Source organism: Pseudonocardia sp. D17 (assembly GCF_036984265.1).
Taxonomy (GTDB): domain Bacteria; phylum Actinomycetota; class Actinomycetes; order Mycobacteriales; family Pseudonocardiaceae; genus Pseudonocardia; species Pseudonocardia benzenivorans.
Map to the genome: position 1 here is coordinate 94,107 of NZ_BPRG01000036.1, position 23,146 is coordinate 117,252.

21 protein-coding genes are annotated in these 23,146 nt (G+C 73.0%); 14 read left to right on the forward strand and 7 right to left on the reverse strand.

Features of this window, described 5'->3' with window-relative positions:
• Positions 1 to 11 precede the first annotated feature (11 nt).
• A complete protein-coding gene (locus tag PSD17_RS06035; RefSeq protein ID WP_158511279.1) occupies positions 12 to 1,091 on the reverse strand; it encodes a septum formation family protein in 1,080 nt (359 codons plus the stop codon).
• Between the two features lie 270 nt (positions 1,092 to 1,361).
• Here PSD17_RS06035 and PSD17_RS06040 point away from each other — a divergent pair, with 270 nt between their 5' ends.
• The 8 genes from PSD17_RS06040 (at position 1,362) to rfbB (ending at position 8,114) form a co-directional block, all read left to right on the forward strand.
• Positions 1,362 to 2,042, forward strand: coding sequence for a hypothetical protein (locus PSD17_RS06040; RefSeq protein ID WP_339122063.1), 681 nt, complete (start codon positions 1,362 to 1,364; stop codon positions 2,040 to 2,042).
• Positions 2,043 to 3,209, forward strand: a complete 1,167-nt coding sequence (locus PSD17_RS06045; RefSeq protein WP_013672388.1) for a glutathionylspermidine synthase family protein — start codon at positions 2,043 to 2,045, stop codon at positions 3,207 to 3,209.
• A gap of 23 nt (positions 3,210 to 3,232) precedes the next feature.
• Positions 3,233 to 3,685: a DUF350 domain-containing protein gene (locus PSD17_RS06050; RefSeq protein ID WP_013672389.1), complete on the forward strand. Its 453-nt coding sequence runs from the start codon at positions 3,233 to 3,235 to the stop codon at positions 3,683 to 3,685.
• A 38-nt stretch (positions 3,686 to 3,723) separates the two neighbouring features.
• Positions 3,724 to 4,572, forward strand: coding sequence for an HAD family hydrolase (locus tag PSD17_RS06055; RefSeq protein WP_339122067.1), 849 nt, complete (start codon positions 3,724 to 3,726; stop codon positions 4,570 to 4,572).
• Positions 4,573 to 4,658: 86 nt separating this feature from the next.
• Positions 4,659 to 5,276 carry a phosphatase PAP2 family protein gene (locus tag PSD17_RS06060; protein ID WP_379652752.1) on the forward strand — a complete coding sequence of 206 codons (618 nt, stop codon included), beginning with the start codon at positions 4,659 to 4,661 and terminating at the stop codon, positions 5,274 to 5,276.
• A 25-nt stretch (positions 5,277 to 5,301) separates the two neighbouring features.
• On the forward strand, positions 5,302 to 6,222 hold the full coding sequence (locus PSD17_RS06065) for a decaprenyl-phosphate phosphoribosyltransferase (RefSeq protein WP_013672392.1): 921 nt from the start codon (positions 5,302 to 5,304) through the stop codon (positions 6,220 to 6,222).
• Positions 6,223 to 6,231: 9 nt separating this feature from the next.
• Positions 6,232 to 7,143: a glucose-1-phosphate thymidylyltransferase RfbA gene (gene rfbA, locus PSD17_RS06070; RefSeq protein WP_013672393.1), complete on the forward strand. Its 912-nt coding sequence runs from the start codon at positions 6,232 to 6,234 to the stop codon at positions 7,141 to 7,143.
• Positions 7,140 to 8,114 carry a dTDP-glucose 4,6-dehydratase gene (gene rfbB, locus PSD17_RS06075; protein WP_339122070.1) on the forward strand — a complete coding sequence of 325 codons (975 nt, stop codon included), beginning with the start codon at positions 7,140 to 7,142 and terminating at the stop codon, positions 8,112 to 8,114. Before rfbA ends, rfbB begins: the two co-directional genes overlap by 4 nt.
• On the opposite strand, the gene PSD17_RS06080 is transcribed toward rfbB, so the two are convergent.
• Both PSD17_RS06080 and PSD17_RS06085 read right to left on the reverse strand, forming a co-directional pair.
• Positions 8,101 to 8,937, reverse strand: a complete 837-nt coding sequence (locus PSD17_RS06080) for an SDR family oxidoreductase (RefSeq protein ID WP_339122072.1) — start codon at positions 8,935 to 8,937, stop codon at positions 8,101 to 8,103. The genes rfbB and PSD17_RS06080 overlap by 14 nt on opposite strands.
• The gene (locus PSD17_RS06085) at positions 8,934 to 9,473 is read right to left on the reverse strand and encodes a dTDP-4-dehydrorhamnose 3,5-epimerase family protein (RefSeq protein ID WP_339122074.1); all 540 of its coding nucleotides are present in this window, start codon (positions 9,471 to 9,473) and stop codon (positions 8,934 to 8,936) included. Before PSD17_RS06085 ends, PSD17_RS06080 begins: the two co-directional genes overlap by 4 nt.
• 323 nt (positions 9,474 to 9,796) lie before the next feature.
• On the opposite strand from PSD17_RS06085, the gene PSD17_RS06090 reads away from it, so the two are divergent.
• The 3 genes from PSD17_RS06090 to PSD17_RS06100 are packed head-to-tail and all read left to right on the forward strand — an operon-like array spanning position 9,797 to position 11,366.
• Positions 9,797 to 10,186 carry a hypothetical protein gene (locus tag PSD17_RS06090; RefSeq protein WP_339122076.1) on the forward strand — a complete coding sequence of 130 codons (390 nt, stop codon included), beginning with the start codon at positions 9,797 to 9,799 and terminating at the stop codon, positions 10,184 to 10,186.
• Between the two features lie 32 nt (positions 10,187 to 10,218).
• Entirely contained in the window at positions 10,219 to 10,953 is a 735-nt protein-coding gene (locus tag PSD17_RS06095) for a glycosyltransferase family 2 protein (protein WP_049803581.1), read from the forward strand.
• Complete coding sequence (locus PSD17_RS06100; protein WP_339122078.1) at positions 10,953 to 11,366, forward strand: DUF2304 domain-containing protein; 414 nt, start codon at positions 10,953 to 10,955, stop codon at positions 11,364 to 11,366. The genes PSD17_RS06095 and PSD17_RS06100 overlap by 1 nt, the downstream gene beginning before the upstream one ends.
• Before the next feature lie 24 nt (positions 11,367 to 11,390).
• Here PSD17_RS06100 and PSD17_RS06105 read toward each other — a convergent pair whose 3' ends face one another.
• The 3 genes from PSD17_RS06105 to PSD17_RS06115 are packed head-to-tail and all read right to left on the reverse strand — an operon-like array spanning position 11,391 to position 15,873.
• The gene (locus PSD17_RS06105; protein WP_013672398.1) at positions 11,391 to 12,428 is read right to left on the reverse strand and encodes a glycosyltransferase family 2 protein; all 1,038 of its coding nucleotides are present in this window, start codon (positions 12,426 to 12,428) and stop codon (positions 11,391 to 11,393) included.
• Complete coding sequence (locus PSD17_RS06110) at positions 12,425 to 13,714, reverse strand: lipopolysaccharide biosynthesis protein (RefSeq protein WP_339122080.1); 1,290 nt, start codon at positions 13,712 to 13,714, stop codon at positions 12,425 to 12,427. The genes PSD17_RS06105 and PSD17_RS06110 overlap by 4 nt, the downstream gene beginning before the upstream one ends.
• A gap of 53 nt (positions 13,715 to 13,767) precedes the next feature.
• Positions 13,768 to 15,873 carry a DUF6541 family protein gene (locus tag PSD17_RS06115; protein WP_339122082.1) on the reverse strand — a complete coding sequence of 702 codons (2,106 nt, stop codon included), beginning with the start codon at positions 15,871 to 15,873 and terminating at the stop codon, positions 13,768 to 13,770.
• Between the two features lie 112 nt (positions 15,874 to 15,985).
• Here PSD17_RS06115 and glf point away from each other — a divergent pair, with 112 nt between their 5' ends.
• The 3 genes from glf to PSD17_RS06130 all read left to right on the forward strand — a co-directional run bounded on the left by glf (position 15,986) and on the right by PSD17_RS06130 (position 21,093).
• The gene (glf, locus tag PSD17_RS06120) at positions 15,986 to 17,179 is read left to right on the forward strand and encodes a UDP-galactopyranose mutase (RefSeq protein WP_013672401.1); all 1,194 of its coding nucleotides are present in this window, start codon (positions 15,986 to 15,988) and stop codon (positions 17,177 to 17,179) included.
• 148 nt (positions 17,180 to 17,327) lie between these two features.
• The gene (locus PSD17_RS06125; protein WP_339122084.1) at positions 17,328 to 19,049 is read left to right on the forward strand and encodes a hypothetical protein; all 1,722 of its coding nucleotides are present in this window, start codon (positions 17,328 to 17,330) and stop codon (positions 19,047 to 19,049) included.
• Positions 19,050 to 19,182: 133 nt separating this feature from the next.
• Positions 19,183 to 21,093, forward strand: a complete 1,911-nt coding sequence (locus PSD17_RS06130) for a glycosyltransferase (protein WP_339122086.1) — start codon at positions 19,183 to 19,185, stop codon at positions 21,091 to 21,093.
• Positions 21,094 to 21,109: 16 nt separating this feature from the next.
• Here PSD17_RS06130 and PSD17_RS06135 read toward each other — a convergent pair whose 3' ends face one another.
• The gene (locus PSD17_RS06135) at positions 21,110 to 23,047 is read right to left on the reverse strand and encodes a glycosyltransferase (protein WP_339122088.1); all 1,938 of its coding nucleotides are present in this window, start codon (positions 23,045 to 23,047) and stop codon (positions 21,110 to 21,112) included.
• Positions 23,048 to 23,146 lie beyond the last annotated feature (99 nt).

Here is a 23,146-nt window from a genome sequence, read left to right on the forward strand (position 1 = left end):
CCGGCCGCCCGTCAGGTCTGGCCCCCGCCACCGCTCCCGCCGGCCGCGGGCAGCACCTGCGTCGGGATCGGGACGGGCGGTTCGCCGGAGGTCGGCGGGGGTGTGTCCTGGCCGTCGCCGGAGGAGCCGCTCGGCGGGGCCGACGTCGGCTCGCCGGGAGCGCCGGACGTGGTGGGCGGGGCCGGCGTCTCACCGACGCTGACCGAGCCCTTCACCGACCCGGTGACCGGGGCGAAGCCGCTGCGGTCGGCCAGCAGCGCGGCCAGGTTGCAGTTGACCTTGCGCGAGCCGACGTCCCACGACTCCTGGGAGATGTTGTCCCAGTAGACGGTCAGCTTCTTCTGGGCCACGGCGTCGGGACTGCCGGCGTAGGCCGCCGCGTCCTCGGTGCACTTGGTCTGCAGGTACTTGTCCTGGTCGTCGACGGAAGGGAACTTCCCGTCCGTGAACTGCTGGGACAGGTCGACGACGGACACCGTCTCGACCGCGTGCGGACCGGTGCACGGCACGGGGTCGCCGACGGTCTTGCCGTCGACGGCCAGGCAGGTCCCGGCGTCCTCGACCCGGGACTGGTCCTGGTCGGCGACCTTGCCCTTGATCGGCATGAAGCTGCCGGACTTCGTATTGCTCTGCAGGCCGCAGCGCATCTCGCGGTCGCCCTCGGCCCACTTCGCCTGCGACGGCTTGAGCCCGCCGACGCGGAACCTGCCGTTGGGGTCGAACCTGTTGTCGAGGTACTGCTGGACGATCGGGGTGCAGCGTTCGCTCACCAGCTGACGCCACGTCTGGTCGCTGGGGAGCGTGCCCTGGTCGGTGAGCTGCACCGAGCCGGCCTGCTCGAAGCGATGCGTCTGGTCGCACGGCACCGCGACGGTGTCGGCCGCGTCGGGCCGCGACCAGTTCAGGCACGTGCCCGCGGCGGCGGGGGGCGGCGGCAGGTCGGCCAGCCTGCGGGCCTCGGCGGCGGCCGGGTCGGGCAGCGTCGCGAGCGTGCTCAGCACCGGCACCGACGTGTCGGCGAAGCGGTCGAGCACCGAGACCGCGAGCATCGTCACCGCCCCGATGAGCACGCCGATCACGATGCGGCGCACCGGGTGGACGGCACGCTTCGGCGCCCGACCGGCATCCCGCGGGCGGGAGGCCGGGGGCCGGGAGTCACCGGGGGAGCGACGGCGGGGGGCGGCGGGGGGCCGCCGGTCCGGCGCGGCGAGGTTGGCCATGTCGGCCGTCATCATGCCGTTACCTGGATCGGGTGACGGCAGGGGTGCCCGGATCGGGCGGTCATCGGTCGTCCGGATGCGGCGGACGTGCGCCTTTCCGCTGTGATCGGGAGGGCTGTACGGTGCGCGCGGGGGTGAGCGATGACGGAGGGAACGCCCGGCGACGAGCGGCCGGACGCGAGTGGCGAGCAGCCGGCGCAGCAGCCGCCGGAGTCGGAGGGACGCCTGGGTCCAGGGCCGGGCCCGGACGGGCCGACGCGCCGCGGCCGGATGAGCTTCCAGGACGAGTCCACCACGCCCCGTGAACCCACGCTCGCCGAGGCGCGCGCCCGTCAGCAGGCCGAACGCCGCCGTCGCGAGGAGGCGTCGGCCAAGTACGCCGCCGAGCAGGCGAAGAACAAGAAGCGCAAGCGGATCCTCATCGGCACCGGGGTCACGGTCGGCGTCGTCGCGGTGATCGCCATCGGCTACGCGATCTCGAACAGCAACGACGAGGTCGAGGCGCGCTGCGTCGACGCGAACAACGTCGTCGTCGACGACAGCAACTGCGTCACCCCCGCGTCGAACAACACCGGCTACCACGGCGGCGGCTTCTTCCCGATCTTCATCGGTGCCGGCGGCGGCCAGTACCACTACAACTACGGCGGCACCGGCAACGTCGGCCAGGTCGCGTCGGGCGGGACGACCGTCGTCCCCAAGGACTCGACGACGGTGAAGAGCGGCACCTCCGGCAAGACCATCTCGCGCGGCGGGTTGGGCGTCTCCAGCGGCAGCGGCAAGGGCTCGAGCGGCGGTTCGTCCGGCGGGAGCAGCGGGTCGTAGATGCGCAGGGAACGATCGACGCCGCGCCCGGGCTGGCAGCAGACCGTCGAGAGCCAGGGCATGGTCTACGGCACCCCGGGCCGTGGTGAGGGCGGCACCGCCCGCCCGTACTGGGACGAGTCGGTGCACTACGTCTTCGAGATGGACGAGATCCTCTCGCTCGAGGCCGACGTCGAGCTGCTCCACTCGATGTGCCTCGACGCGGTCGACCACGTCGTCACCACGGAGCGGTTCCGCGACTTCGCGCTGCCCGAGTGGTCGTGGCAGGCCGTCGCCGACTCGTGGAAGCGGCACGACCCGCACGTCTACGGCCGGTTCGACCTGCGCTACGACGGGTCCGGTCCCGCGAAGCTGCTGGAGTACAACGCCGACACCCCGACGACGCTGCTCGAGGCGTCGATCCTGCAGTGGTACTGGCTCAAGGACACCCACCCCGACGACGACCAGTGGAACTCCCTGCACGAGAAGCTCGTCGAGCGCTGGGGTGAGATCCGGTCGAGCCTGCCCACCTCGGAGGTGCACTTCACCTGGTCGGGCTCGGACACCACGGGCGAGGACCACGTCACCGTCGGGTACCTGCAGGAGACCGCGGCCGAGGCCGGCATCGACACCGTCGGGCTGGCGATCGAGGACATCGGCTGGGACGTGACGCTCGACAGGTTCGTCGACCTCGCCGAGGCGCCGATGAACGCCGTCTTCAAGCTCTATCCCTGGGAGTGGGCCCTCACCGACGAGTTCGGCAAGCACGTCGCCCGCAGCCTGCCGGACACGCTGTGGATCGAGCCGCTGTGGAAGTCGTTGCTGTCCAACAAGGCGCTGCTCGCGATCCTGTGGGAGATGTACCCCGGGCACCCGAACCTGCTGCCCGCCTACCTGCAGAACCCCGGCCTGCTCACCGAGTACGTCAAGAAGCCGCTGCTGGGCCGGGAAGGGGCGAACGTCTCGATCGTGTCACCCGGCAGCGAGGTGTCCACCGGTGGCGTGTACGGCGAGGAAGGATACGTCTACCAGCTTTTCGACCCGTTGCCGCAGTTCGACGGGTTCCGTCCCGCACTGGGCGCGTGGGTGGTCGGTGACACCTCGGCCGGGCTCGGGATTCGCGAGACCGTCGGGCTGGTGACCGACGACGGCGCGGCGTTCGTCCCGCACCGCATCCCCGAGTCCTGATCCCGCTCCCCGGAAGGAACACAATGACCGCCCTGTTGGCCCTCGAGCCGGGGTTCTTCTCGACCGTCGGCCGCGGCATCGGCGCGATCCTGCTATACGCGCTCATCGGTCTGCTGCTGATGCTGCTCGGTTTCTGGGCGATCGACCTCACGACGCCCGGCAAGCTCAACCGGATGGTCCGCGACGGCCTGCCGAACGCGGTGATCGTCACCGCGGCGGGCATGGTGAGCATGGCGCTGATCGTCGTCACGGCGATCTGGAGCGTCTCCGGTGCGCTCGCCGAGGGCCTGCTGGCCTCGTTGATCTTCGGCCTCGTCGGGATCATCGCCCAGGTGCTCGCGGTCCGGCTGCTGGAGTGGGTGACGGGCATCGACATCGGCGCGGTCCTCGCGGCGCCCGACGTCCGGCCGCAGGCGTGGGTCGTCGCTGCCGCGCACATCGGGCTGGGTCTGGTCGTCGCGGTCGCGATCCTGTAGCCCGTCCCGGCGGCCCGGACCCCACGTACGCTGTCGGGGTGCAGGCACCCCGGCTCGTCGCGACCGACGTCGACGGGACCCTGCTCGACCCCGAGCTGCGGGTCACCCCGCGCACCGCGGTCGCGGTCCGCGACTACGTCGCGGGTGGCGGCGAGTTCGTGCTGGTCACGGGGCGGCCGCCGCGGTGGATCCCGCCCGTCGCCGCGCAGCTGACGGCGGTGCGCCTCGCGGTGTGTGCCAACGGCGCCGTGCTGTACGACGTGGTCGCCGACCGGGTGCTCGACGCCCACGAGATCGACCCGGCGACGCTCGGCTTCCTCGCCGAGGCCGTCGCGGAGACGTTGCCCGGCGCCGGAATCGCGGTCGAGCGCGTCGGCGTGGGCGGGCACGGCGACGAGGCCGGGGCCTTCCTCGCCGAGGCCGACTACCGGCACGCCTGGAAGGGCGACGACAGCGACCGCATCCCACGCGCCGAGCTGCTCTCCCGGCCGGCCGTGAAGCTGCTGGTCAGGGCGCACGGCATGACGAGCGAACAGATGGTGGCCGCGCTGACGCCCGTCGTGGGGGACGCCGTCGACCTGACGTTCTCGCACTCCGGTGGGCTGGTCGAGGCGTCGTCGCCGGGGATCACGAAGGCCACCGGGCTGGCGGAGGTCGCGGGGTCGGCGGGGATCGAGGCCGCGAGCATCGTCGCGTTCGGGGACATGCCCAACGACATCGAGATGCTGCGGTGGGCCGGGCACGGCGTCGCGATGGCCAACGCGCACCCGGACCTGCTGGCCGTCGCCGACGAGGTCACCGCCGCGAACACCGACGACGGCGTCGCCCAGGTGCTCGAACGCTGGGCGCCGTCGGGCGACACGGACCTCCCCGACAAGGCCGGGTAAAGGCGTCGCGCGTAGCATCGGCCGCCGGAACACACCCGCCGAGCAGCGCCGCCGACCCAGCCGTGGCGCACAGGAGGCCCCGAACCGTGGCCGAGCCCGTCGTCCGTCCGGGCGTCACCGAGCCCGCCCAGCCCGTCCCGTCGCAGCCCGCGCGGTCGTCGCGCGCCCTCGCCGTCGTCCCCGACCCGTCGACGCGGTCCGCCGAGGTCCGCATCCTCAACGCGGTGCAGTCCGCGATCGCGACGCCGGCGGTGGTGGGCGTCGCCCGCGGCATGTCGCTGTTCGGCGAGCACGCCGCCGGCTGGCTGGCGCTCGGTCTCGTCGGCGCGGCGGTCGACCGCGACCGCCGTCGCGACTGGCTCGGGGCCGCCGCGGGCGTCGCCGCCGCGCACGGGGCGTCGATCGCGGTGAAGCGCGTCGTCCGCCGCCGCCGCCCGGACGACCCCTCGGTCCGCGTGCTCGTCGGCACGCCCAGCCGGCTGAGCTTCCCGTCGGCGCACGCGACGTCGACCACCGCTGCCGCGGTGCTCTACGGCGGCCTGCTGGCCCGGCCGCTCGTGCCCGTCCTGGTCCCGCCGATGGCGCTGTCGCGGCTGGTCCTGGGCGTGCACTTCCCGTCCGACGTGCTCGTCGGCTCCGCGCTGGGCGCGGGCGTCGCGAGCGGGGTGCGGGCGTGGCTGCGGCGACGGGCGGGGGCGCGATGACCGGCACCGAGCGGGTGGGCAGGCGATGACCAGCACCGACACGCCGCCCACCGCCGCACCGGCGGTCCGGAGCCCCGCGAACGTCGGCCTCGGCCTGCTGCGGACGATGCGGCCGAAGCAGTGGGTCAAGAACGTCCTGGTGCTGGCGGCGCCCTTCGCGGCCGGCGACCTCTTCGACGGCCGCTCGGCCTACCACCTCGCCGTCGCGTTCGTGACGTTCTCGCTGGCCGCGTCGGCGGTCTACCTGGTCAACGACGCCAACGACGTCGAGGCCGACCGGGCCCACCCCAAGAAGCGCACCCGTCCCATCGCCGCGGGGATCGTCCCCGTCCGGCTGGCGTACGCGCTCGCGATCCTGCTGCTCCTGGGCGCGCTCGCGCTCAGCGTCCTCGCCTCGACGCAGCTGACGATCGTGCTGGCCGTCTACATCGGCGTGCAGCTCGGCTACTGCTTCTGGCTCAAGCACCAGCCGGTGCTCGACATCTGCATCGTCGCCTCGGGGTTCCTGCTGCGCGCGATCGCGGGCGGCGCCGCGGCGAGCATCCCGCTCTCGCAGTGGTTCCTGCTCGCCGCGGGCTTCGGGTCGCTGTTCATGGTCGCGGGCAAGCGCTACGCCGAGATGATGCTCGCCGAGCGCACCGGCGCGAAGATCCGCAAGTCGCTGGAGAGCTACTCGGCGTCCTACCTGCGGTTCGTGTGGGCGCTGTCGGCCACCGTCCTGATCATGACCTACGGCCTGTGGGCGTTCGAGATCCGCGAGGCGCACCACAACTCGGTGTGGTCGGTCGTCTCGATCGTGCCGTTCGTGGTGGCGGTGCTGCGGTACGCGGTCGACGTCGACAGCGGCAACGGCGGCGCGCCCGACGAGATCGCGCTCAAGGACCACGTGCTGCAGGTCCTGGCCGTGCTCTGGGTGGCCACGCTGACCCTCGCCGTCTACACCTGACGGCCGGCCGTGAAGGGCATCATCCTGGCCGGCGGCGCCGGCACCCGCCTGCACCCGATCACCCGGGCCGTCTCGAAGCAGCTGCTCCCGGTGTTCGACAAGCCGATGATCTACTACCCGCTCTCGGTGCTCATGCTCGCCGGGATCCGGGACATCCTCGTCATCACGACGCCGGAGGAGCAGCCGCTGTTCCGGCGCCTCCTCGGCGACGGCGCCGAGCTGGGCCTGCGGCTCGGCTACGCCGCGCAACCCGAGCCGGGCGGTATCGCCCAGGCCTTCCTGATCGGCGCCGAGCACATCGGTGACGACCACTGCGCGCTCGTCCTGGGCGACAACATCTTCCACGGCCAGGGCTTCGCCTCGGTGCTGCGCGGCTGCATCGCGCGGCTCGCGGCGGGCGAGGACGGCGCGGTGCTGTTCGGCTACCCGGTCCGGGACCCGCAGCGCTACGGCGTGGGCCTGGCCGACGAGTCGGGCCGCCTCGTCGACATCGAGGAGAAGCCGGCCGCGCCCCGGTCGAACCGGGCGATCACCGGGCTGTACCTCTACGACGAGCACGTCGTCGACATCGCGCGTGGGCTCACCCCGTCGGCACGCGGCGAGCTGGAGATCACCGACGTCAACCGCGAGTACCTCAAGCGCGACCGGGCGCGGCTGGTCGACCTGGGCCGCGGCTTCGCGTGGCTGGACACCGGGACGCACGACTCGCTCGTCGAGGCGAGCCAGTACGTGCAGGTGCTCGAGCACCGGCAGGGCGTGCGCATCGCGTGCCTCGAGGAGATCGCGCTCGACCGCGGCTGGATCGACGCCGACGCCTGCCTCGCCCTCGGCGCCGCGCAGGGCAAGTCCGGCTACGGGGAGTACGTCATGAACGTGGCGCGAGCACGAGGAGCGCAGGCGCAGGGGGCTCGGACACAGTGAGGGTGCTGGTCACCGGCGGGGCCGGTTTCATCGGGTCGAACTACGTCCGCAAGCTGGTCGCCGGTGCCTACCCGGCGTTCGCCGACGCCGACGTCGCCGTGTTCGACCTGCTCACCTACGCCGGGACGCTGACCAACCTCGTCGAGGTCGCCGACTCGCCGCGCTACCGGTTCGTCCGCGGCGACATCCGCGACGCGGCCGCGGTCGGCGACGTGATGGCCGGCGTCGACGTCGTCGTCCACTTCGCGGCCGAGTCCCACGTCGACCGCTCGATCACCGGTGCGGGCGACTTCGTGTCGACCAACGTCGTCGGCACCCAGGTGCTGCTGCAGGCGGCCCTCGACGCCGGGGTGGGCCGGTTCGTGCACGTGTCCACCGACGAGGTGTACGGCTCGATCGACGAGGGCTCCTGGCCGGAGACACACCCGTTGGAGCCGAACTCGCCGTACTCGGCGTCGAAGGCGGGATCGGACCTGCTCGCCCGGGCCTACCACCGCACGCACGGGCTGCCGGTGTGCATCACGCGCTGCTCCAACAACTACGGGCCGCACCAGTTCCCGGAGAAGGTCATCCCGCTGTTCGTGTCGAACCTGCTCGACGGGAAGAAGGTGCCGCTCTACGGCGACGGCGGCAACGTGCGCGACTGGCTGCACGTCGACGACCACTGCCGCGGCATCCAGCTCGTCGTCGAGAAGGGGCGCGACGGCGAGGTCTACAACATCGGCGGCGGCACCGAGCTGTCCAACCGGGAGCTCACGCACCTGCTGCTCGACGCCGTCGGTGCCGACGAGTCGATGATCCAGCCGGTGGCGGACCGGCCGGGCCACGACCGGCGCTACTCCGTCGACTGGTCCAAGATCGCCGACGAGCTGGGGTACGCGCCACAGGTGCCGTTCGAGCGGGGGCTCGCCGAGACGGTCGCGTTCTACCGGGACCGGCGGGACTGGTGGGAACCGCTCAAGAACGGCTGACGTAGCGGAGGAGGCTCTCCTGCCAGTCTGGGGTCACGACGCCGGCGGCGTGCGCGCGTCCCAGGTCCAGCACGCTGTTGAGCGGCCGCGGCGCGACGTCGGGCCTGCCGGCGAAGTACTCGGCCGTCGTCGTGTCGGTGACCGCGAGGTCGTCGCGGCCGGCCGCGGCGAACACGGCCCGCGCGACGTCCGCCCACGACGCGGGCTCCCCGCCGCCGGTGACGTGGTAGGTGCCGTGCGTTGCGCCGACGTCGAGCAGGTGCACGATTGCGGCGGCGATGTCCGGCGCGAACGTCGGCCGGCCGACCTGGTCCGCGACGACCGTCGGGGCGATCCCGCGCCCGGCCAGCCCCAGCATCGTGCGCACGAAGTTGCGGCCCTCGCCGACGACCCACGTGGGCCGCACCAGGTAGTGCCGCTCGACGCCGCGCACCGCCAGGTCGCCCGCGGCCTTGGCCGCGCCGTACGCGGACAGCGGCGCGACGGGGTCGGTCTCGGTGTACGGGCCGGACTTGCGCCCGTCGAACACGTACTCGGTCGAGAGGTGGACGAGCGTGAAGCCGTGCCGCCGGGCGCGGTCGGCGAGCAGCGCGGGGCCGGACGCGTTGGCCCGCCACGTCGCGACCCGGCCGTCGGGGGTCTGGGCGCCGTCGACGTCGGTGTGCGCCGCGGCGTTGACCACGACCTCGTGCTCGTCCCATGCGGGTTCGGGCCCACCGCCGGTGATGTCGAAGTCCGCCCTGGTCAGGGCGACGGCGTCGGGCAGTGCGGCGGCGAGGGCCCGGCCGACCTGGCCGCCCGCGCCGAGCAGCAGCACCCTCACGGGGCGATCGCCGCCAGCGGTGGGTGGTCGATGTCCTTCTGGGACCGGATCGCGTCGGCCTCCGCGATGGGCCAGTCGATCCCCAGCGCCGGGTCGTACGCGTTGATCAGCGTGTACCGCGCCTCCGGCGACCAGTGGTCGTTGACGAGGTAGGTGTAGACGACGTCGGGTGTGAGCGTCTGGTAGGAGTTGCCGCACCCCCGCGGCACGAAGATCGCGCTGCCCGGGTCGAGCTCGAACGTCTCGACCCGCCCGAACGCCGGGCCCGGCCGCAGGTCGACGATCGCCGCGAACGCCCGGCCGTGCGCCAGGGAGATGTACTTGTCCCACGGCTCGGCGTGGATGCCGCGCGTGACGCCGCGCTCGGCGTTGAACGAGACGTTGCTCTGCACGATGTCGAACTCCGGGAAGCCCGCCTCGCGCAGCTTCGCCTGCTGGTAGGCCTCCTTGAACCAGCCCCGGTTGTCACCGTGCACGGCGAGGGTGACGCGGAGCAGTCCGGGGATCGACGTGGTGTCGACGCTGAGCTCTGCCACGGTGGCGGGTCCTCCAGTGGGCGGGATCGACGGCATCCTCGCACCCGGGCGCGGCCTGTCGGTCGGCGACCGGCTCGGCACGGCCGGTAGGGTGCGCGCCGTGGCGGGAGAGGGCGATACGACGTCGACGGCCTACTCCGAGCGTCTCGCGACGTTGTCGGGAGCGCGCTGGAAGCGCCTCGTCGACGTGCAGCGGCCGTACCGGTGGAACCTGCGCAGGCTCATCGGTCAGCGACGCACGCTCGACGTGGGCTGCGGCATCGGGCGCAACCTCGCGAACCTGCCCCCCGGGCAGCGTCGGCGTCGACCACAACCCGACCTCCGTGGAGCTGTGCCGCAAGCAGGGCTTCCAGGCCGAGACGAGCGCGGAGTTCGTCGCCCGCACGCCCGAGGAGACCACCCCGTTCGACGCGATGCTCGTCGCGCACGTCGTCGAGCACCTCGACGAGGGCGCCGCGGCCGACGTCATCCGCCCCTACCTGGCCTACGTCCGGCCCGGGTCGCCCGTCGTGCTGATCTGCCCGCAGGAGCGCGGCTTCGCCTCCGACGCGACGCACACCGTCTTCACCGACCACGCCGCGCTGCGCGCCCTGGTCGCCGAGCTGGGTCTGACGTTCCGGCGCGAGTTCTCGTTCCCGTTGCCGCGGTTCACCGGCAAGGTCTTCACCTACAACGAGTTCGTGACCGTGGCCGCCACTGCGAGCAGGTCGTGACGACGGAAGGCCTCGAGCGCGTCGAGATCTCGTTGAACGGGTCGGGTCCCGCACACGAGCAGCGGCTGCTGGTCGTGCTGCCGGCGCTCAACGAGCAGGAGTCCGTCGCCAAGGTGATCGGCGAGATCCGGGCCAGCAGGCCGGACGCGGACGTCCTCGTCGTCGACGACGGGTCCACCGACCGCACGGCCGAGCGGGCCGACGCCGCGGGCGCGCTCGTGATGCGGCTGCCGTTCAACCTCGGGGTGGGCGGCGCGATGCGCGCGGCCTACCGCTACGCCCACGAGTCGGGATTCACGTCCGTCGTGCAGGTCGACGCCGACGGCCAGCACGATCCCCGCGAGATCGAGCACCTGCTCGCCGTGCGCGACGCCGACGTCGTGATCGGGGCCCGGTTCGCCGGGCGCGGCAGCTACGTCGTCAAGGGCCCGCGACGGTGGGCGATGCGGCTGCTGTCGTTCGTACTCAGCCGCATCATCGGCGTCCCGCTGACCGACCCGACCTCGGGCTTCCGGCTCGTCCACGGGCGCGCGCTCGCGCTGTTCGCCGAGCACTACCCGGAGGAGTACCTCGGCGACACCGTCGAGTCGCTGGTCATCGCGCATCGCGCGGGGCTGTCCGTCGCGCAGGTGCCCGTCGTCATGCGGGCGCGGGAGACGGGCGTCGCGAGCACCAACCCGGTCCGCTCGGCGGTGTACCTGCTGCGGGTCGTCGTCGCCGTCGGGCTGGCCCTGATCCGCCGCCGTCCGGAGAGCGAGCACCGGTGATGACCGACCTCCGCCTCACGATCTTCTCCGTCGTCGTCGCGGTCGCGGCGCTGGTGCTGGTGGTCGAGCTGCTGCGGCGGCGCCGGCTGCGGGAGAAGTACGCCGTGATCTGGGTCGTCATCTCGATCGGCACGCTGGTCGTGGCGATCTTCCCGTCGCTGCTGCGCGGCGTTGCACAGGCCATCGGCATCCAGACGCCCAGCAACCTGCTGTTCTTCGGCTCGCTGCTGGTGCTGTTCGCCGTCTCGCTGCAGCTCTCCCGGGAGGTCGGGCTGCTGGAGGAGCAGTCGCGGCGGCTCGCCGAAGAGGTCGGCGCGCTGCGGCTGCGGCTCGACGCGATGGAGAAGCGGGCCGACGAGGCCGCCGCGGCGCAGGACGCGACCGAGCAGCAGAAGGCCGAGCGCGGCGCCTGACGGCGGTCGAACCGTTCGGGGCGGTCAGAGCGCCCGGCGGGCCAGCGCCCAGTAGGCGCGGAAGAACACGTTCGCGACCTTGACGACGGGCGCCGGGCCGATCGCCTGCGGGTCGAGGTTCGGCGTCAGCCGCCGCATCCACTCCGGATCGGGCCGGGTCCGCTCCGCCTGCAGCTGCCGGCGCCGCTCGGCGACGTGCCCGCGGTGCCGCCACAGCCACATCCAGCCCGTCACCTTCTGCTTCCCCCAGCCCGACGCGACGGCGTAGCCGGTGAGCAGGACCTCCGTCGTCAGCAGCAGCGGCGCGAGGACGACGAGCGCACGGCCGCTCCACAGCGTCAGCACCATCATCAGCCGGTTGCGTTCGAGCAGGTGCATCTTGTGGCTGTTGCGGGAGAACTCGTAGTGGTGCACCGCGACCGCCTGCGGGACGCAGCGGGCGGGCAGGCCGCGCCGCCACGACCGCAGGCTCAGCTCCGTGTCCTCCAGGTAGGCGAAGTAGGCGTCGTCGAACCCGCCGAGTTCGTCCCACAGCGACCGGCGCAGCATCACGCAGGCGCCGCTCGCGCCGGTCACGTCGAACGGCTCGGTGCGGGTCTCGGGCCGGTTCATGTCGCCGGCCCAGGACAGCCCGACGAGATGCACCGGGTTGCCGGCGCTGTTGATCAGCCCGGGCGGCTCGGCCAGCCGGATGCCGGCCATGACGGGCCCGACGTCCGGCCGCGCCGCCTCGGCGACCAGCAACGCGAGGGTGTCGGGCCGCAGCACGCAGTCGGAGTTGACCAGCGTGACGTAGTCGGTGTCCAGCTTCTCGACGCCCAGGTTGCACCCGCCGGCGAAGCCCGTGTTGACGCCCGGTGTGAGCAGCTCGACCCGGTCGTCGGGCGCGACGGCCGCGAGGTCGTCGGGCTCGCACCCGTTGTCGACGAGCACGACGCGCACGTCGACGTCGCGCGAGTCGAGCACGGAGCGGACGCACTCGGCGAGGTAGGGCTCGGCACGCCAGGCGAGCACGACGACCCCGACCGAGGGCCGGGTCGCTCCGACCGGGGGCTGTGTCACGGGGCGGCTCCTGGATCGGGGGGACGGCGGGCGGCGACGGCCAGCAGCGCGAGCACGGCGACGGCGGCCGCGAGCTGGCCGACCGCAGCGGCGGGGACGGGCGGGGACGCCAGGAACGCGATGACGACCAGCACGACCAGCCCGGCGATCCACGCCCCCGCGACCGCCGCGGGCCTGCGCTCGGCGACGAGCCGGGTCTGGCCGATCTGCGCCGCCGCGCCGACGACCGTCGACAGCGCCAGCACGACCAGCACCCACGCCGGCGGGATGACGGTGGCGGCGAACAGCAGTCGCGCGGCCCACGGCACGACGAAGACCGCCAGCACGAGCCAGACGACACCGCCCACGGCGAGGGCCGCGCCGAGCCGGCGCACGATCGTGCGGACGCCGGACCGGTCGCCGTCGCCGAGCATCGCCGTGAACGAGGGCAGCAGGATGGCCTGCACGGCGGGGAAGAGCAGCACCGGGGCCCGCAGGATGACGGCCACCGTCACGAAGCCCGCGGCGACGGCCGGGGCGTCGGTGAGCCGCGAGGTCACGAAGACCGCGGCGAGGTTCCAGACGCCCTGGCCCGCGAGCAGCAGCGCGGCCGACCAGAACACCCCGCCCCGGGCGGCGGGCGGTACCGCCGTCGCGTCGGCGGACGCCTCGGCCCCGGTGGTCGCGGGGACCCGGGAGGCCGGGCGGGACAGCACGAGCGGCGAGACGAGCGGCGCGAGCGCCAGGATCGCGATCCACGCCCCCGTGCCCTGCACGTCGGCGACGACGAACGCCGCGGCGGCGGCCAACCCGACCGCGGCCTCGATCCAGAACGTCGCCGCGTAGAGGCCGTACCGCCGGCGGCCGGCGAGGGGGCCGCGCAGTAGGTACGACGCCGCCATCGTCACCGCGCCGGCCGCGAGCAGGCCGATCGCGACCCCGGGCCCGCCGAGCGCGTGGCCCAGCAGCGGCCCGGCCGCGGCCGCCAGCACCAGCGCGACGACGAGCAGTCGCAGGGTGTCGCGCCGGGCCGTGCGGACGGCCGGTGCGGTGTCGTGGCCGCGGGCGACGGCGTCGGCGACCGCGCGGGTCGCCTCGAGCTCGACCGCCGCGAACAACCCGCGCCCGACCGTGTTGATCAGCAGGTAGTACGAGCTCACGGCGGCGAACCCGGCCGTGTCCAGGTGCCGCGCGGCGATCGCGAGCACCATGTAGTTCGACAGCGCCAGGCCGATCTGGCTGCCCGCGACCTGTGCCGCGGCGCCGGTGCGGCGCACGCGGCTGCCCGAGTCGGCGCGGCTGGTCACCGCGCCAGGCTAGTCGCCGGGCGCACCGGCCCCGCGTCCGCGGTGACGGCCGGTCATCCCGAGCCGTCGGACAGCAACGGACCTGCGGGGACGCCCGCGCGCACCTCAGCCGCCGTCCGCTCGGTGCCGGGGGTGTCGATCCGGTAGAGCACGACGTCGGGGTTGCGGTAGACGACGGTGAGCCAGTCGGCGGTCTGCAGGCCGGTCAGTCCCGGTTCCCGGGTGGCGTCGCTGCGCAGGAAACCGGCGTCGAGCTGCACGTACCGGATGTCCAGCTGCTGCACGGCCGCGCGGACGGCCGGGTCGTCGGGGTAGCGGTTGAAGCTCTGCGCGAGCAGGGTGGCGTCGGGGCCGGTGCGGAACCCGTCGTAGTGTCCCGCGACGGACTCGACGCCGGTGAGCGCGTACAGCCAGGTCGAGCCGTCGCCCCGGTCGTTGAGGACGCGCTCGCCCGGCGGCACGATCTTCGCGATCTCCTCCATGCCGGTGATCTCCAGATGGGAGACGGCCGGTCCGTTCCCGGTGTTCTGCATCATCCGGGCCTGGTCGCGGCTCACGTAGAGCCCCCGCGTCAGCACGACGAACGCCAGCAGCACGAGCACCGAGGTCGCGACGGCCAGTACCCGCCGCGTCGCCGGGCTCGCCGACGGCAGGGACTCCGGTGGCCGGTGCCGCGCGGCGTCGGCGATGCGGGCGAGCCCGGTCACGAGCAGCCGCTGCAGCTCGCCGACACCGTGTCCGACGACGATGCACAGCGGGACGGCCGTCAGCGCGATCAGCCGCCAGCGGTCGTTCCACCACAGGCTGGTGATCGTCTTCGCCCACGGCGCGCTCGACGCCGCCGCGACGACGAACAGCGCCCCGAACACCGCCGCGGTGAACCCGGTCCAGCGCAGCGCGCCGAGGCTGCGGTAGGCGAGCAGGCCGACCAGCAGGAACGCCATCAGCCACAGCTGGACCGTGTCGCTGCCGTGGCCGAAGGTCAGGATCTCGCCGACGGCCGTCGACACGGTCTGGTCGGCGGGCCACGTGACCGCCGACAGGGTCCCCGCGGTGGTGAGCGTGCCGCCAACCTGCGCCGCGCAGCCGACGGCCGCCACGACGCCCCCGCCGACGAGCAGGCCGACCTCCCGCGGCACCCGCGACGGGGTCGACCACCAGCGCTGTACGAGTGCGGGCAGCGTGAACAGGACCGCACCGATGAGGATCGCGGGGTGCAGGCACAGCAGGCCCGCCATGCCGAGCGCGAACAGCAGTCCCGGACGGATCGCGGCGCGCAGACCCGGCGCGTCGAGCAGGTCGACGACCAGGACCACCAGCAGCGGCGTCAGCGCGACCCCCGTGGCGAACGGCAGCAGCGGCCCGCGCCAGAGCAGGTCGTAGACCGACGAGACGGCGACGACGGCCAGCGCGGCGGCGGCCGCGACGATCGGCCGCCCGCCGTAGCGGCGCACGAGCGCGACCAGCGAGAGCGCGAGCATCCCCGGGATGAGGACGGTCTGGGCGTTGAGGACCGTCGGGATGGTCGCGCCCGTCATCTCGTAGACGACCGTCGCGACCAGGTGGTAGGCGTTCGGGTAGAAGATCGGCGGGGCGCCGGGCTCGTACCAGTTGGTGAGCCCCATCCCGTAGAGCGAGCCGTCGCCGGTCTCGGCCATGTAGCGGATGCCGTTGGCGTGGAAGACGGCGTCCCAGTCCTGCGGGATCGCCCCGAGCGTCCGGATCCCGCCGAGGATGACGAGGATCCCCGTCCCGGTCGCGACGACCGCCGCCGCGACGACCGCGAGCTGGGCCGCGAGGCTCCAGGGCGGGATCGCGGGACCGGGTGGCGGTGTGCCCCGCCGCCGGCGGACCAGCAGCCGCAGCCCTCCGACGACGACCACCAGCACGACGAACGCCAGCGCCCACGACAGCGGTGACCAGCGGATCCCCAGCGTCGAGCAGAGCGGGCCCGCGATGCCCGACACCGCGTAGGTGAACATCGGGGCGGTGGCGACGAGGGTCCAGCCACGCAGGCCGCCGACCAGCCCGACGAGGCCGCCCGGGACCAGGAGGGTCGCCACGTACGCGATCACGACCACGCCGTCGGCAGCACCGAGCTGCGGGATGATCACGTTGCTCTTCTTCTGGTCGGGGGATGGTGCGTCCTGCTCCCGCATGCTAGCCACGCCTCGCCCGGCGGCCGTGGCACCGCCCTGACGCGGGACGTTCGCGGTACCTGACCGGGTGGGTGCGTCGGCCGTCGGAACGTCCCCGCTACCCTCGGTCGCCGTGGATGAGACGGGCTTCGATCTGGTCGTCGTCGGTTCCGGGTTCTTCGGACTGACCATCGCCGAGCGAGCCGCCGCCGAGCTGGACAAGAAGGTCCTGGTGCTCGAGCGGCGTTCCCACATCGGCGGCAACGCCTACTCCGAGGCGGAACCCGAGACGGGGATCGAGATCCACCGCTACGGCGCGCACCTGTTCCACACCTCGAACAAGCGGGTCTGGGAGTACGTCAACCGGTTCACCGGGTTCACCGACTACCGGCACCGCGTGTTCGCGAAGTACCAGGGCCAGGTCTACGCGTTCCCGCTGAACCTTGCGTTGATCAACCAGTTCTTCGGGAAGTCGCACACGCCCGACGAGGCGCGCGCGCTGATCAGGGAACAGGCGTCGGAGGTCGACTCCGCCGACGTGCAGAACCTCGAGGACAAGGCGATCTCGCTGATCGGGCGGCCCCTCTACGAGGCGTTCGTCAAGGGCTACACCGCCAAGCAGTGGCAGACCGACCCCACCGAGCTCTCCGCGTCGATCATCACCCGGCTGCCGGTGCGCTACACGTTCGAGAACCGCTACTTCAACGACACGTACGAGGGTCTGCCCGTCGACGGGTACACGGCGTGGCTCGAGAAGATGGCCGATCACCCGAACATCACCGTCCGGCTCGACACCGACTTCTTCGAGGTGCGCGACGAGCTGCCGGCCGACGTGCCGATCGTCTACACCGGGCCCATCGACCGCTACTTCGACTTCGCCGAGGGCGATCTCGGCTGGCGGACACTGGACTTCGAGCAGGAGGTCCGCCGCGACACCGGCGACTTCCAGGGCACGTCGGTCATGAACTACAACGACGCCGAGATCCCCTACACCCGCATCCACGAGTTCCGGCACTTCCACCCGGAGCGCGACTACCCGACGGACAAGACGGTCATCGTCCGGGAGTACTCGCGGTTCGCGGAGAAGGGCGACGAGCCCTACTACCCGATCAACACCCCCGACGACCGCGCCAAGCTGGAGCGCTACCGGGAGCGGGCGCGCAAGGAGACCGCCGAGCACAACGTGCTCTTCGGCGGCCGCCTCGGCACCTACAAGTACCTCGACATGCACATGGCCATCGGCTCGGCGCTGACGATGTTCGACAACCGGCTGCGTCCGTTCCTCGTCGACGGCAAGCCGCTGTCGGGGACCGAGTCCGAGGACTGACCCCTGCGGCCCCGCGACGCGGGGGGTGCGCCCGACACCCCGGCCGCAACCTGAGCGCTCCCGATCGGGCCGCGGGCGACGCTGGGGTTGCGGGCGGGCGCGTCGAGCCTCCCGCGCCGCCACCACGACACCTGCCAGACTTCCGCGCATGACGGACACCGCCGAGGTCGCCGCCCGGCCGCAGGAGGCCGAGCCCGACCCGGACGCCCGGCCGCCCCGGTCCCGGCGCCGGGCCTGGTGGGGTGTCCCGGCGGTGCTGCTGCCCACGGTCCTGTTCGGCCTGCACGCCCTCGTCTACGGGCGCTGGGAGGTCGACGACGCCGGCATCACGTTCGCCTACGCGCGTTCCGTCGCGACGGGCGCCGGGCCGGTCCTGCAGGCGGGGCTGCCGCCCGTCGAGGGCTGGTCGAACCCGGCGTGGCTCGGGCTGCTCGTGGTCGGGCACTGGCTGCGGCTGTTCGACCACGGTGCCTGGTTCGGCGTCCCGGACTACGTCGCCTACCCGAAGGCCCTGGCCCTGCTGTGCGTCGCCGGCGTGTTCGCGGGTTTCTGGGCGGCGGCGTCCGCGGTGTCGCGCCGGCCGGTCGTCGTCACCGTCGTCGCCGGCACGATCGCCGCGGCGATCCCGTCGTTCGTCATCTGGTGCGTGTCGGGGCTGGAGAACTCGCTCCTGGCGCTGGCCGTGACGTGGATCGGCGCGGTGCTGGTGCGGGCGGCCGCCCGGGGGAGGGTCGCGGCGGCGTTCCCGGCGGTCGGCTGCGGGCTGCTCGCCGCCCTCGCCGCGCTCACCCGTCCGGAGGGGTTGATCTACGGGGCGGCGTTCCCGCTGGTCGCGCTCCTGCTGGTGCGTCGTGGCGCCGTGGCGCGCACGCTCGGGGCGGGCGTGCTGTCCGTCGTGGCGTTCCTCGTCCCGGTCGGGTTGTACCTGTGGTGGCGCTGGGCGACGTTCGGTCAGCTGCTGCCGACGACCGCCGTGGCGAAGTCGCAGGGCCTGCCGACGGTCGCGGGGTTCGGCAAGGTCACCGAGCTGGTCTCGTACGCCGGCTGGCTCGGCGTGCTGGTCGGGGCCGTCGTCGTCGGGGCCGCGCTGCTGCGGCCGACGCCGGTGCGCACGGCCGTCGTCGTCCTGCTGGTGCCGCTCGGGCTGGGGATCGTCGCGTTCGGTGTGCTCGTCCCCGACTGGATGGAGCAGTACCGCTTCGCCACACCGGTGTGGGCTCTCGGGGCGCTGGTGGTGACGCTCGCCGCGGTGGACGTCCTCGGCGGGCTGCGGGCGCGTGGGCGGGCGGTGGTCGCGGTCGTCGTCGCCGGCGCCGCCGTGCTCTCCGGGGTGGGCTGGGTCGGGGCCGCGCAGTCGTTCCGGGCCGCACCCACCGCGCCGATGTGCCTGATCGTCGTCAACACCGGGTGGGAGTTCAACGGCTACGCCGACATCCTGGGCCTGCGCTCGGCGACGTTCTTCGCTCCCGAGATCGGTGGCGGCGCGCTGGCCGGACGATCGCTGCTGGTCGACGGCGCCGGGCTCGCCGAGCCGACGATCGCGAGGCTCTGGGCCGCGAAGGACTGGGCGGGCGTGCGCGACTACGTGCTCGACGACGTCCGGCCGACCTTCTTCCGCGCGCACGGCGAGTTCCGGACACAGATGGACTTCGACGACGACCCGCGGTTCCAGGCCGACTACGTGCTCATCGGGCCGGCACCCAACGGCGGCGGCAACTGGGTGCGCCGTGACCTCGTGCGCGACGAGGCGACGATGGACCGGTTGCGCGCCTGGGCCGCCCGGGCCGCGGCCGACGACACGGCCCAGCGCGCGACGCCCCGTGCGTCGTGCGGGGACCGCATCGTGCAGGGCGAGACCGCGGCGTCCTGACGGGCGACGCACCTCGCCGGCGCGGCGCGCCCCCGCCCCGGGTGACCCTCGTCTGTCGCTACCCTCGGTCGCGCATCCGCCACCGACGGACCTTCGCCGTCGCCGAGCAGCAGAGGACCGAGGCCCAGCCCTGATGACCGAGCTCGCCACCGACCCGACCACGCGACCCGTCCCCGACGAGTCGGCCGACAACGCGCCCGGGCTCCTCCAGCGGGTCATCCTGCCGCGCCCGACGGACCCGACCCGGGTGCGGGCGCTCTACGTCGACGAAGGGTCGGGCGTCCGCCTGGCCACCGAGCCCCCGCAGCCCGGTGACCCGACGCAGCCCGTCTCGCTCACGCTCGGTCACCGCGGGCAGCGCCGGCTGCGGGTCGTCTCCCGCACCTCGGCGGTGGTCCCGGCCGGGTCCGAGGTGTCCTTCGGTGCCTACTTCAACGGTTTCGCGGCCGGGTACTGGCGGCGGTGGTCGATCCTGACCGAGGTCCACCTGCGGCTGACGCTGGAGGGCGCCGGCCGCGTGGAGGTCTACCGGACCAAGGCCGACGGCACGCACATCTACGTCGGCGGCGAGGTCGTCGAGGGCCGTCACGAGCTCGACATGGCGCTCGACCTGCGGCCCTTCGAGGACGGCGGGTGGTACTGGTTCGACCTGGTCACCGACGAGGCCGAGCTCACCCTGGTCGAGGGTGGCTGGTTCGCCGACCGGCCCGCGCCCGGACGCGCGGCGGTCACGATCGGGATGCCGACGTTCAACCGGCCGGCCGACTGCGTCGCGACCCTCACCGCGATCGGTGAGGACCCGGCGGTCCTCGCCGAGGTCACCGCCGTGATCCTGCCCGACCAGGGCACGCAGAAGGTCCGCGACGCCGACGGCTTCGAGACGGCGGCCGCGCGCCTGGGCGGGCGGCTGCGCATCGTCGACCAGCCCAACCTCGGCGGGTCCGGCGGCTACGCCCGCGTCATGTACGAGGCGCTCGGGTCGACCGACTGCGAGCAGATCCTCTTCATGGACGACGACATCCTGCTCGAGCCCGACTCGGTGCTGCGGGCCGTCGCGTTCTCGCGGTTCGCCCGCAACCCGATGCTGGTCGGCGGGCAGATGCTGTCGCTGCAGGCCCGTTCGCAGCTGTCGACGATGGGCGAGGTCGTCGACCGCAACGCCTTCCTGTGGCGCAACGCCCCGAAGACCGAGCCGCACCACGACCTGGCCGACCGCCCGTTGCGGCAGTCGCCGTGGATGCACGCGCGCGTCGACGTCGACTACAACGCGTGGTGGATGTGCCTGATCCCGCGCTCGGTCGCCGAGGACCTCGGGCTGCCGCTGCCGCTGTTCATCAAGTGGGACGACGCGGAGTACGGCCTGCGGGCCCGCTCCCGTGGCTACCGCACCGCGACCGTGCCGGGGATCGCGATCTGGCACATGTCGTTCCTGGAGAAGGACGACACCAGCGACTGGCAGGCCTACTTCCACTACCGCAATCGGTTCGTCGCCGCGGCGCTGCACGGTCCGGTCAACCCGCGGGCCCTGCTCGTCGACACCTTCAAGCGCAGCCTGCGTCACCTGCTGCTCATGGAGTACTCGGCGATGGCGTTGCAGGACATGGCGTTGCGCGACTTCCTCGCCGGGCCGGAGGTGCTCTTCCCGACGCTGCCGACCGTGCTGCCGGAGATCCGGGCCAAGCGCGCGGAGTTCGACGACGGGCGCCCGCTCGACTCGGCCACCCAGGTCCCGCTCGCCGAGCTCGACGAGCTGGCCGCGCAGATGTTCCCGAATCCGCCGCGCGACCTGAAGGGCGCGTTGAAGATGCTGGGCCGGGCCGTCGCGGCCAACCTGCGGACGCCGAACCCCGCACACCACGACGTGCCTCAGCGCAACGTGCCGTCGCGCAAGGCGCACTGGTACGTGCTCGCACACCTCGACTCGGCCACGGTGTCGACGCCGGACGGCCGCGGCGTCACCTTCCGCCGCCGCGACCGTGCGCTGTTCGCGGCCCAGATCACCCGCTCGGCCCGGCAGCTGCGCGAGGTCGGCCGCCGTTCGTAGGCCCCGGTGAGCCGGGTCAGGCGTTCTCGTCGACGCCGTAGAGGCGGGCCCAGTTGGCGCGGCTCGTGAGCTCCGGCATCGCCGCCCGGTAGCTCTCGACGACCGAGGGGGCCTCCTTCTGCAGCCGGCGCAGCGTGCGGGCCGCCCGCTTGGCGAGCTGGGCCGCGAGCACCCGGTCCCGGGTGCGGATGCGCACGCCCTGCTCGGACATGTCGGTGACGTACGCCTTGGCGAACGTCGAGGTGTGCCACCAATGGGCGTCGCCCGCCGTGACGTACCCCGTCCGGTCCTTCGCCCGGTCGAGCGCCAGGTAGGTGACGCGCTTGAACCACGTGGCCCGGGGCAGCCCGGGCGGGCCCGCCGGCCGCACGACGCGCAGCTCGCGGAAGTCCTTCTCGATCTCACCGACCGGATGCATGACGGTCTCGGGGTAGCGGGCCCGGATCCGGCGGATCTCCGCGGCCGCGGCGGCGGACCCGTCGGCCATGATCTCCGGGCCGCGCAGGAAGTCCTCGACGGCCTGCAGCAGGGTGGCCGCGAGGCCGTACTGCATCCCGACGAGGTACTGGGCGAGCATCTCGGTCAGCTTCGCCCCGACGACGCGCGTCGAGAATCCCGTGTGCAGGGCCGCGGTGACCAGCGCGTTGCGGATGTTGAAGTACCGGTGCCACTCGTCCCAGTCCTTCCACCCGAAGTCGGCGTGCCACACCGCCGCACCGGGGAGGGAGACCGTCGCGATGCCGCGGGAGCGCCCGCGGTAGCCGTACTCGACGTCGTCCCACTGGAAGAACATGGGCAGGGGGTAGCCGATCCGCCGGACCACCTCGGCCGGGATCAGGCACGCCCACCAGCCGTTGTACTCGGTGTCGACGCGACGCTCGACGACGTGCGGCAGGCCCTCCTCGTCGACGCCGAGCAGCATCGCGTCGTGCATGCTGTCCTCGACGGGCTGCCCGGCGAGCAGCTTCTCGGGCACCGCGTACTCCGCGCTGATGTGCAGCCTGCTGGGGTGCAGCAGGTTGAGCATCTGGCCGCCGACGATCATCGGGTTGCGCGTCCGGTTGGCGAATGCCGTGAGCCGGATGAGGATCTCCGGCTCGAGCAGCACGTCGTCGTCCATGAACACGGTGTCGGCGTCGGCGTCGGGCCCACCGGCCACCTCGAACAGGCCGCGGGTGAACCCGCCCGCGCCGCCCAGGTTCGGCTGGCGCAGGTAGACGAGCTGGTCGCCGAAGCGGGCCGCGACGGTCTCGAACCGGGGCCGGGACTCGACGGGGTCGCTGCCCTGGTCGACGACGTAGACCGTGCGGATCGCGGCGAGCGCCTCGGGGTCGTTGGCGAGTGCCTCGAGGGTGTTGAGGCAGTCGTCGACGCGGTTGAAGGTGCAGATCACCATGGAGGCGGGGCGCGGGCGCGCCGTCCGCGCGACCGACCAGCGGACCTCGGACACGGCAAGCTCGCCGGCGCCGGTGCCCAGCTCGAGCCAGAGCCCGCCACCGTCGGTGAAGCGGTCGACCTGCACCTCGAACCGCAGGGCGACGGCCTCGGCCTCGATGACGTCCTGCGCCGCGACGATCCGCGGGATGCGGTTGGTGTCCGACGCCATGACCCGCACCCGCCCGGTACCGCTCACGACGAGCGAGACCTCGAGCTCGGTGACGTCGGTCCAGCGTTGCCAGTAGGTCGCGTGCACGCGGCCGAAGTAGGTGTTCGTCGACAGCCGCGAGTCGGGCATCACGGCGACACCGCCGCGCTCGCGGCGCGCAGTGCCGACCTCGACGACGGAGTACAGGTCCTCGGGAACCAGCGGTGACGGACCGTCGAACAGCCCACGTTGGATCAGCAGCCGGTCGGCGGTGCCGGGATCTCCGAGTCCGGCGGTGCGGGCCTCGGAGGCGGGGGCGATTCCGGTCTCGTCGGCCGGGAGCTCGGTGGTGCCGGGGGAACCTGCCATGCGGGCGATCGTCCTTCGGTACGGGGTCGTTCCAGGGCGTCGTGCACTGGTCATTGTGGGTGACACCGGGTAGGGCGGCAGCGCCGGGGCGGAGCACGG

What these genes read in the sequence shown, in the direction of transcription:
- PSD17_RS06135 (WP_339122088.1), bottom strand. Translation starts at nt 23,047, where the DNA reads ATGGCAGGTTCCCCCGGCACCACCGAGCTCCCGGCCGACGAGACCGGA.
- PSD17_RS06050 (WP_013672389.1), top strand. Translation starts at nt 3,233, where the DNA reads ATGACCGCCCTGTTGGCCCTCGAGCCGGGGTTCTTCTCGACCGTCGGC.
- PSD17_RS06045 (WP_013672388.1), top strand. Translation starts at nt 2,043, where the DNA reads ATGCGCAGGGAACGATCGACGCCGCGCCCGGGCTGGCAGCAGACCGTC.
- PSD17_RS06125 (WP_339122084.1), top strand. Translation starts at nt 17,328, where the DNA reads ATGACGGACACCGCCGAGGTCGCCGCCCGGCCGCAGGAGGCCGAGCCC.
- PSD17_RS06100 (WP_339122078.1), top strand. Translation starts at nt 10,953, where the DNA reads ATGACCGACCTCCGCCTCACGATCTTCTCCGTCGTCGTCGCGGTCGCG.
- PSD17_RS06115 (WP_339122082.1), bottom strand. Translation starts at nt 15,873, where the DNA reads ATGCGGGAGCAGGACGCACCATCCCCCGACCAGAAGAAGAGCAACGTG.
- PSD17_RS06040 (WP_339122063.1), top strand. Translation starts at nt 1,362, where the DNA reads ATGACGGAGGGAACGCCCGGCGACGAGCGGCCGGACGCGAGTGGCGAG.
- PSD17_RS06065 (WP_013672392.1), top strand. Translation starts at nt 5,302, where the DNA reads ATGACCAGCACCGACACGCCGCCCACCGCCGCACCGGCGGTCCGGAGC.
- PSD17_RS06130 (WP_339122086.1), top strand. Translation starts at nt 19,183, where the DNA reads ATGACCGAGCTCGCCACCGACCCGACCACGCGACCCGTCCCCGACGAG.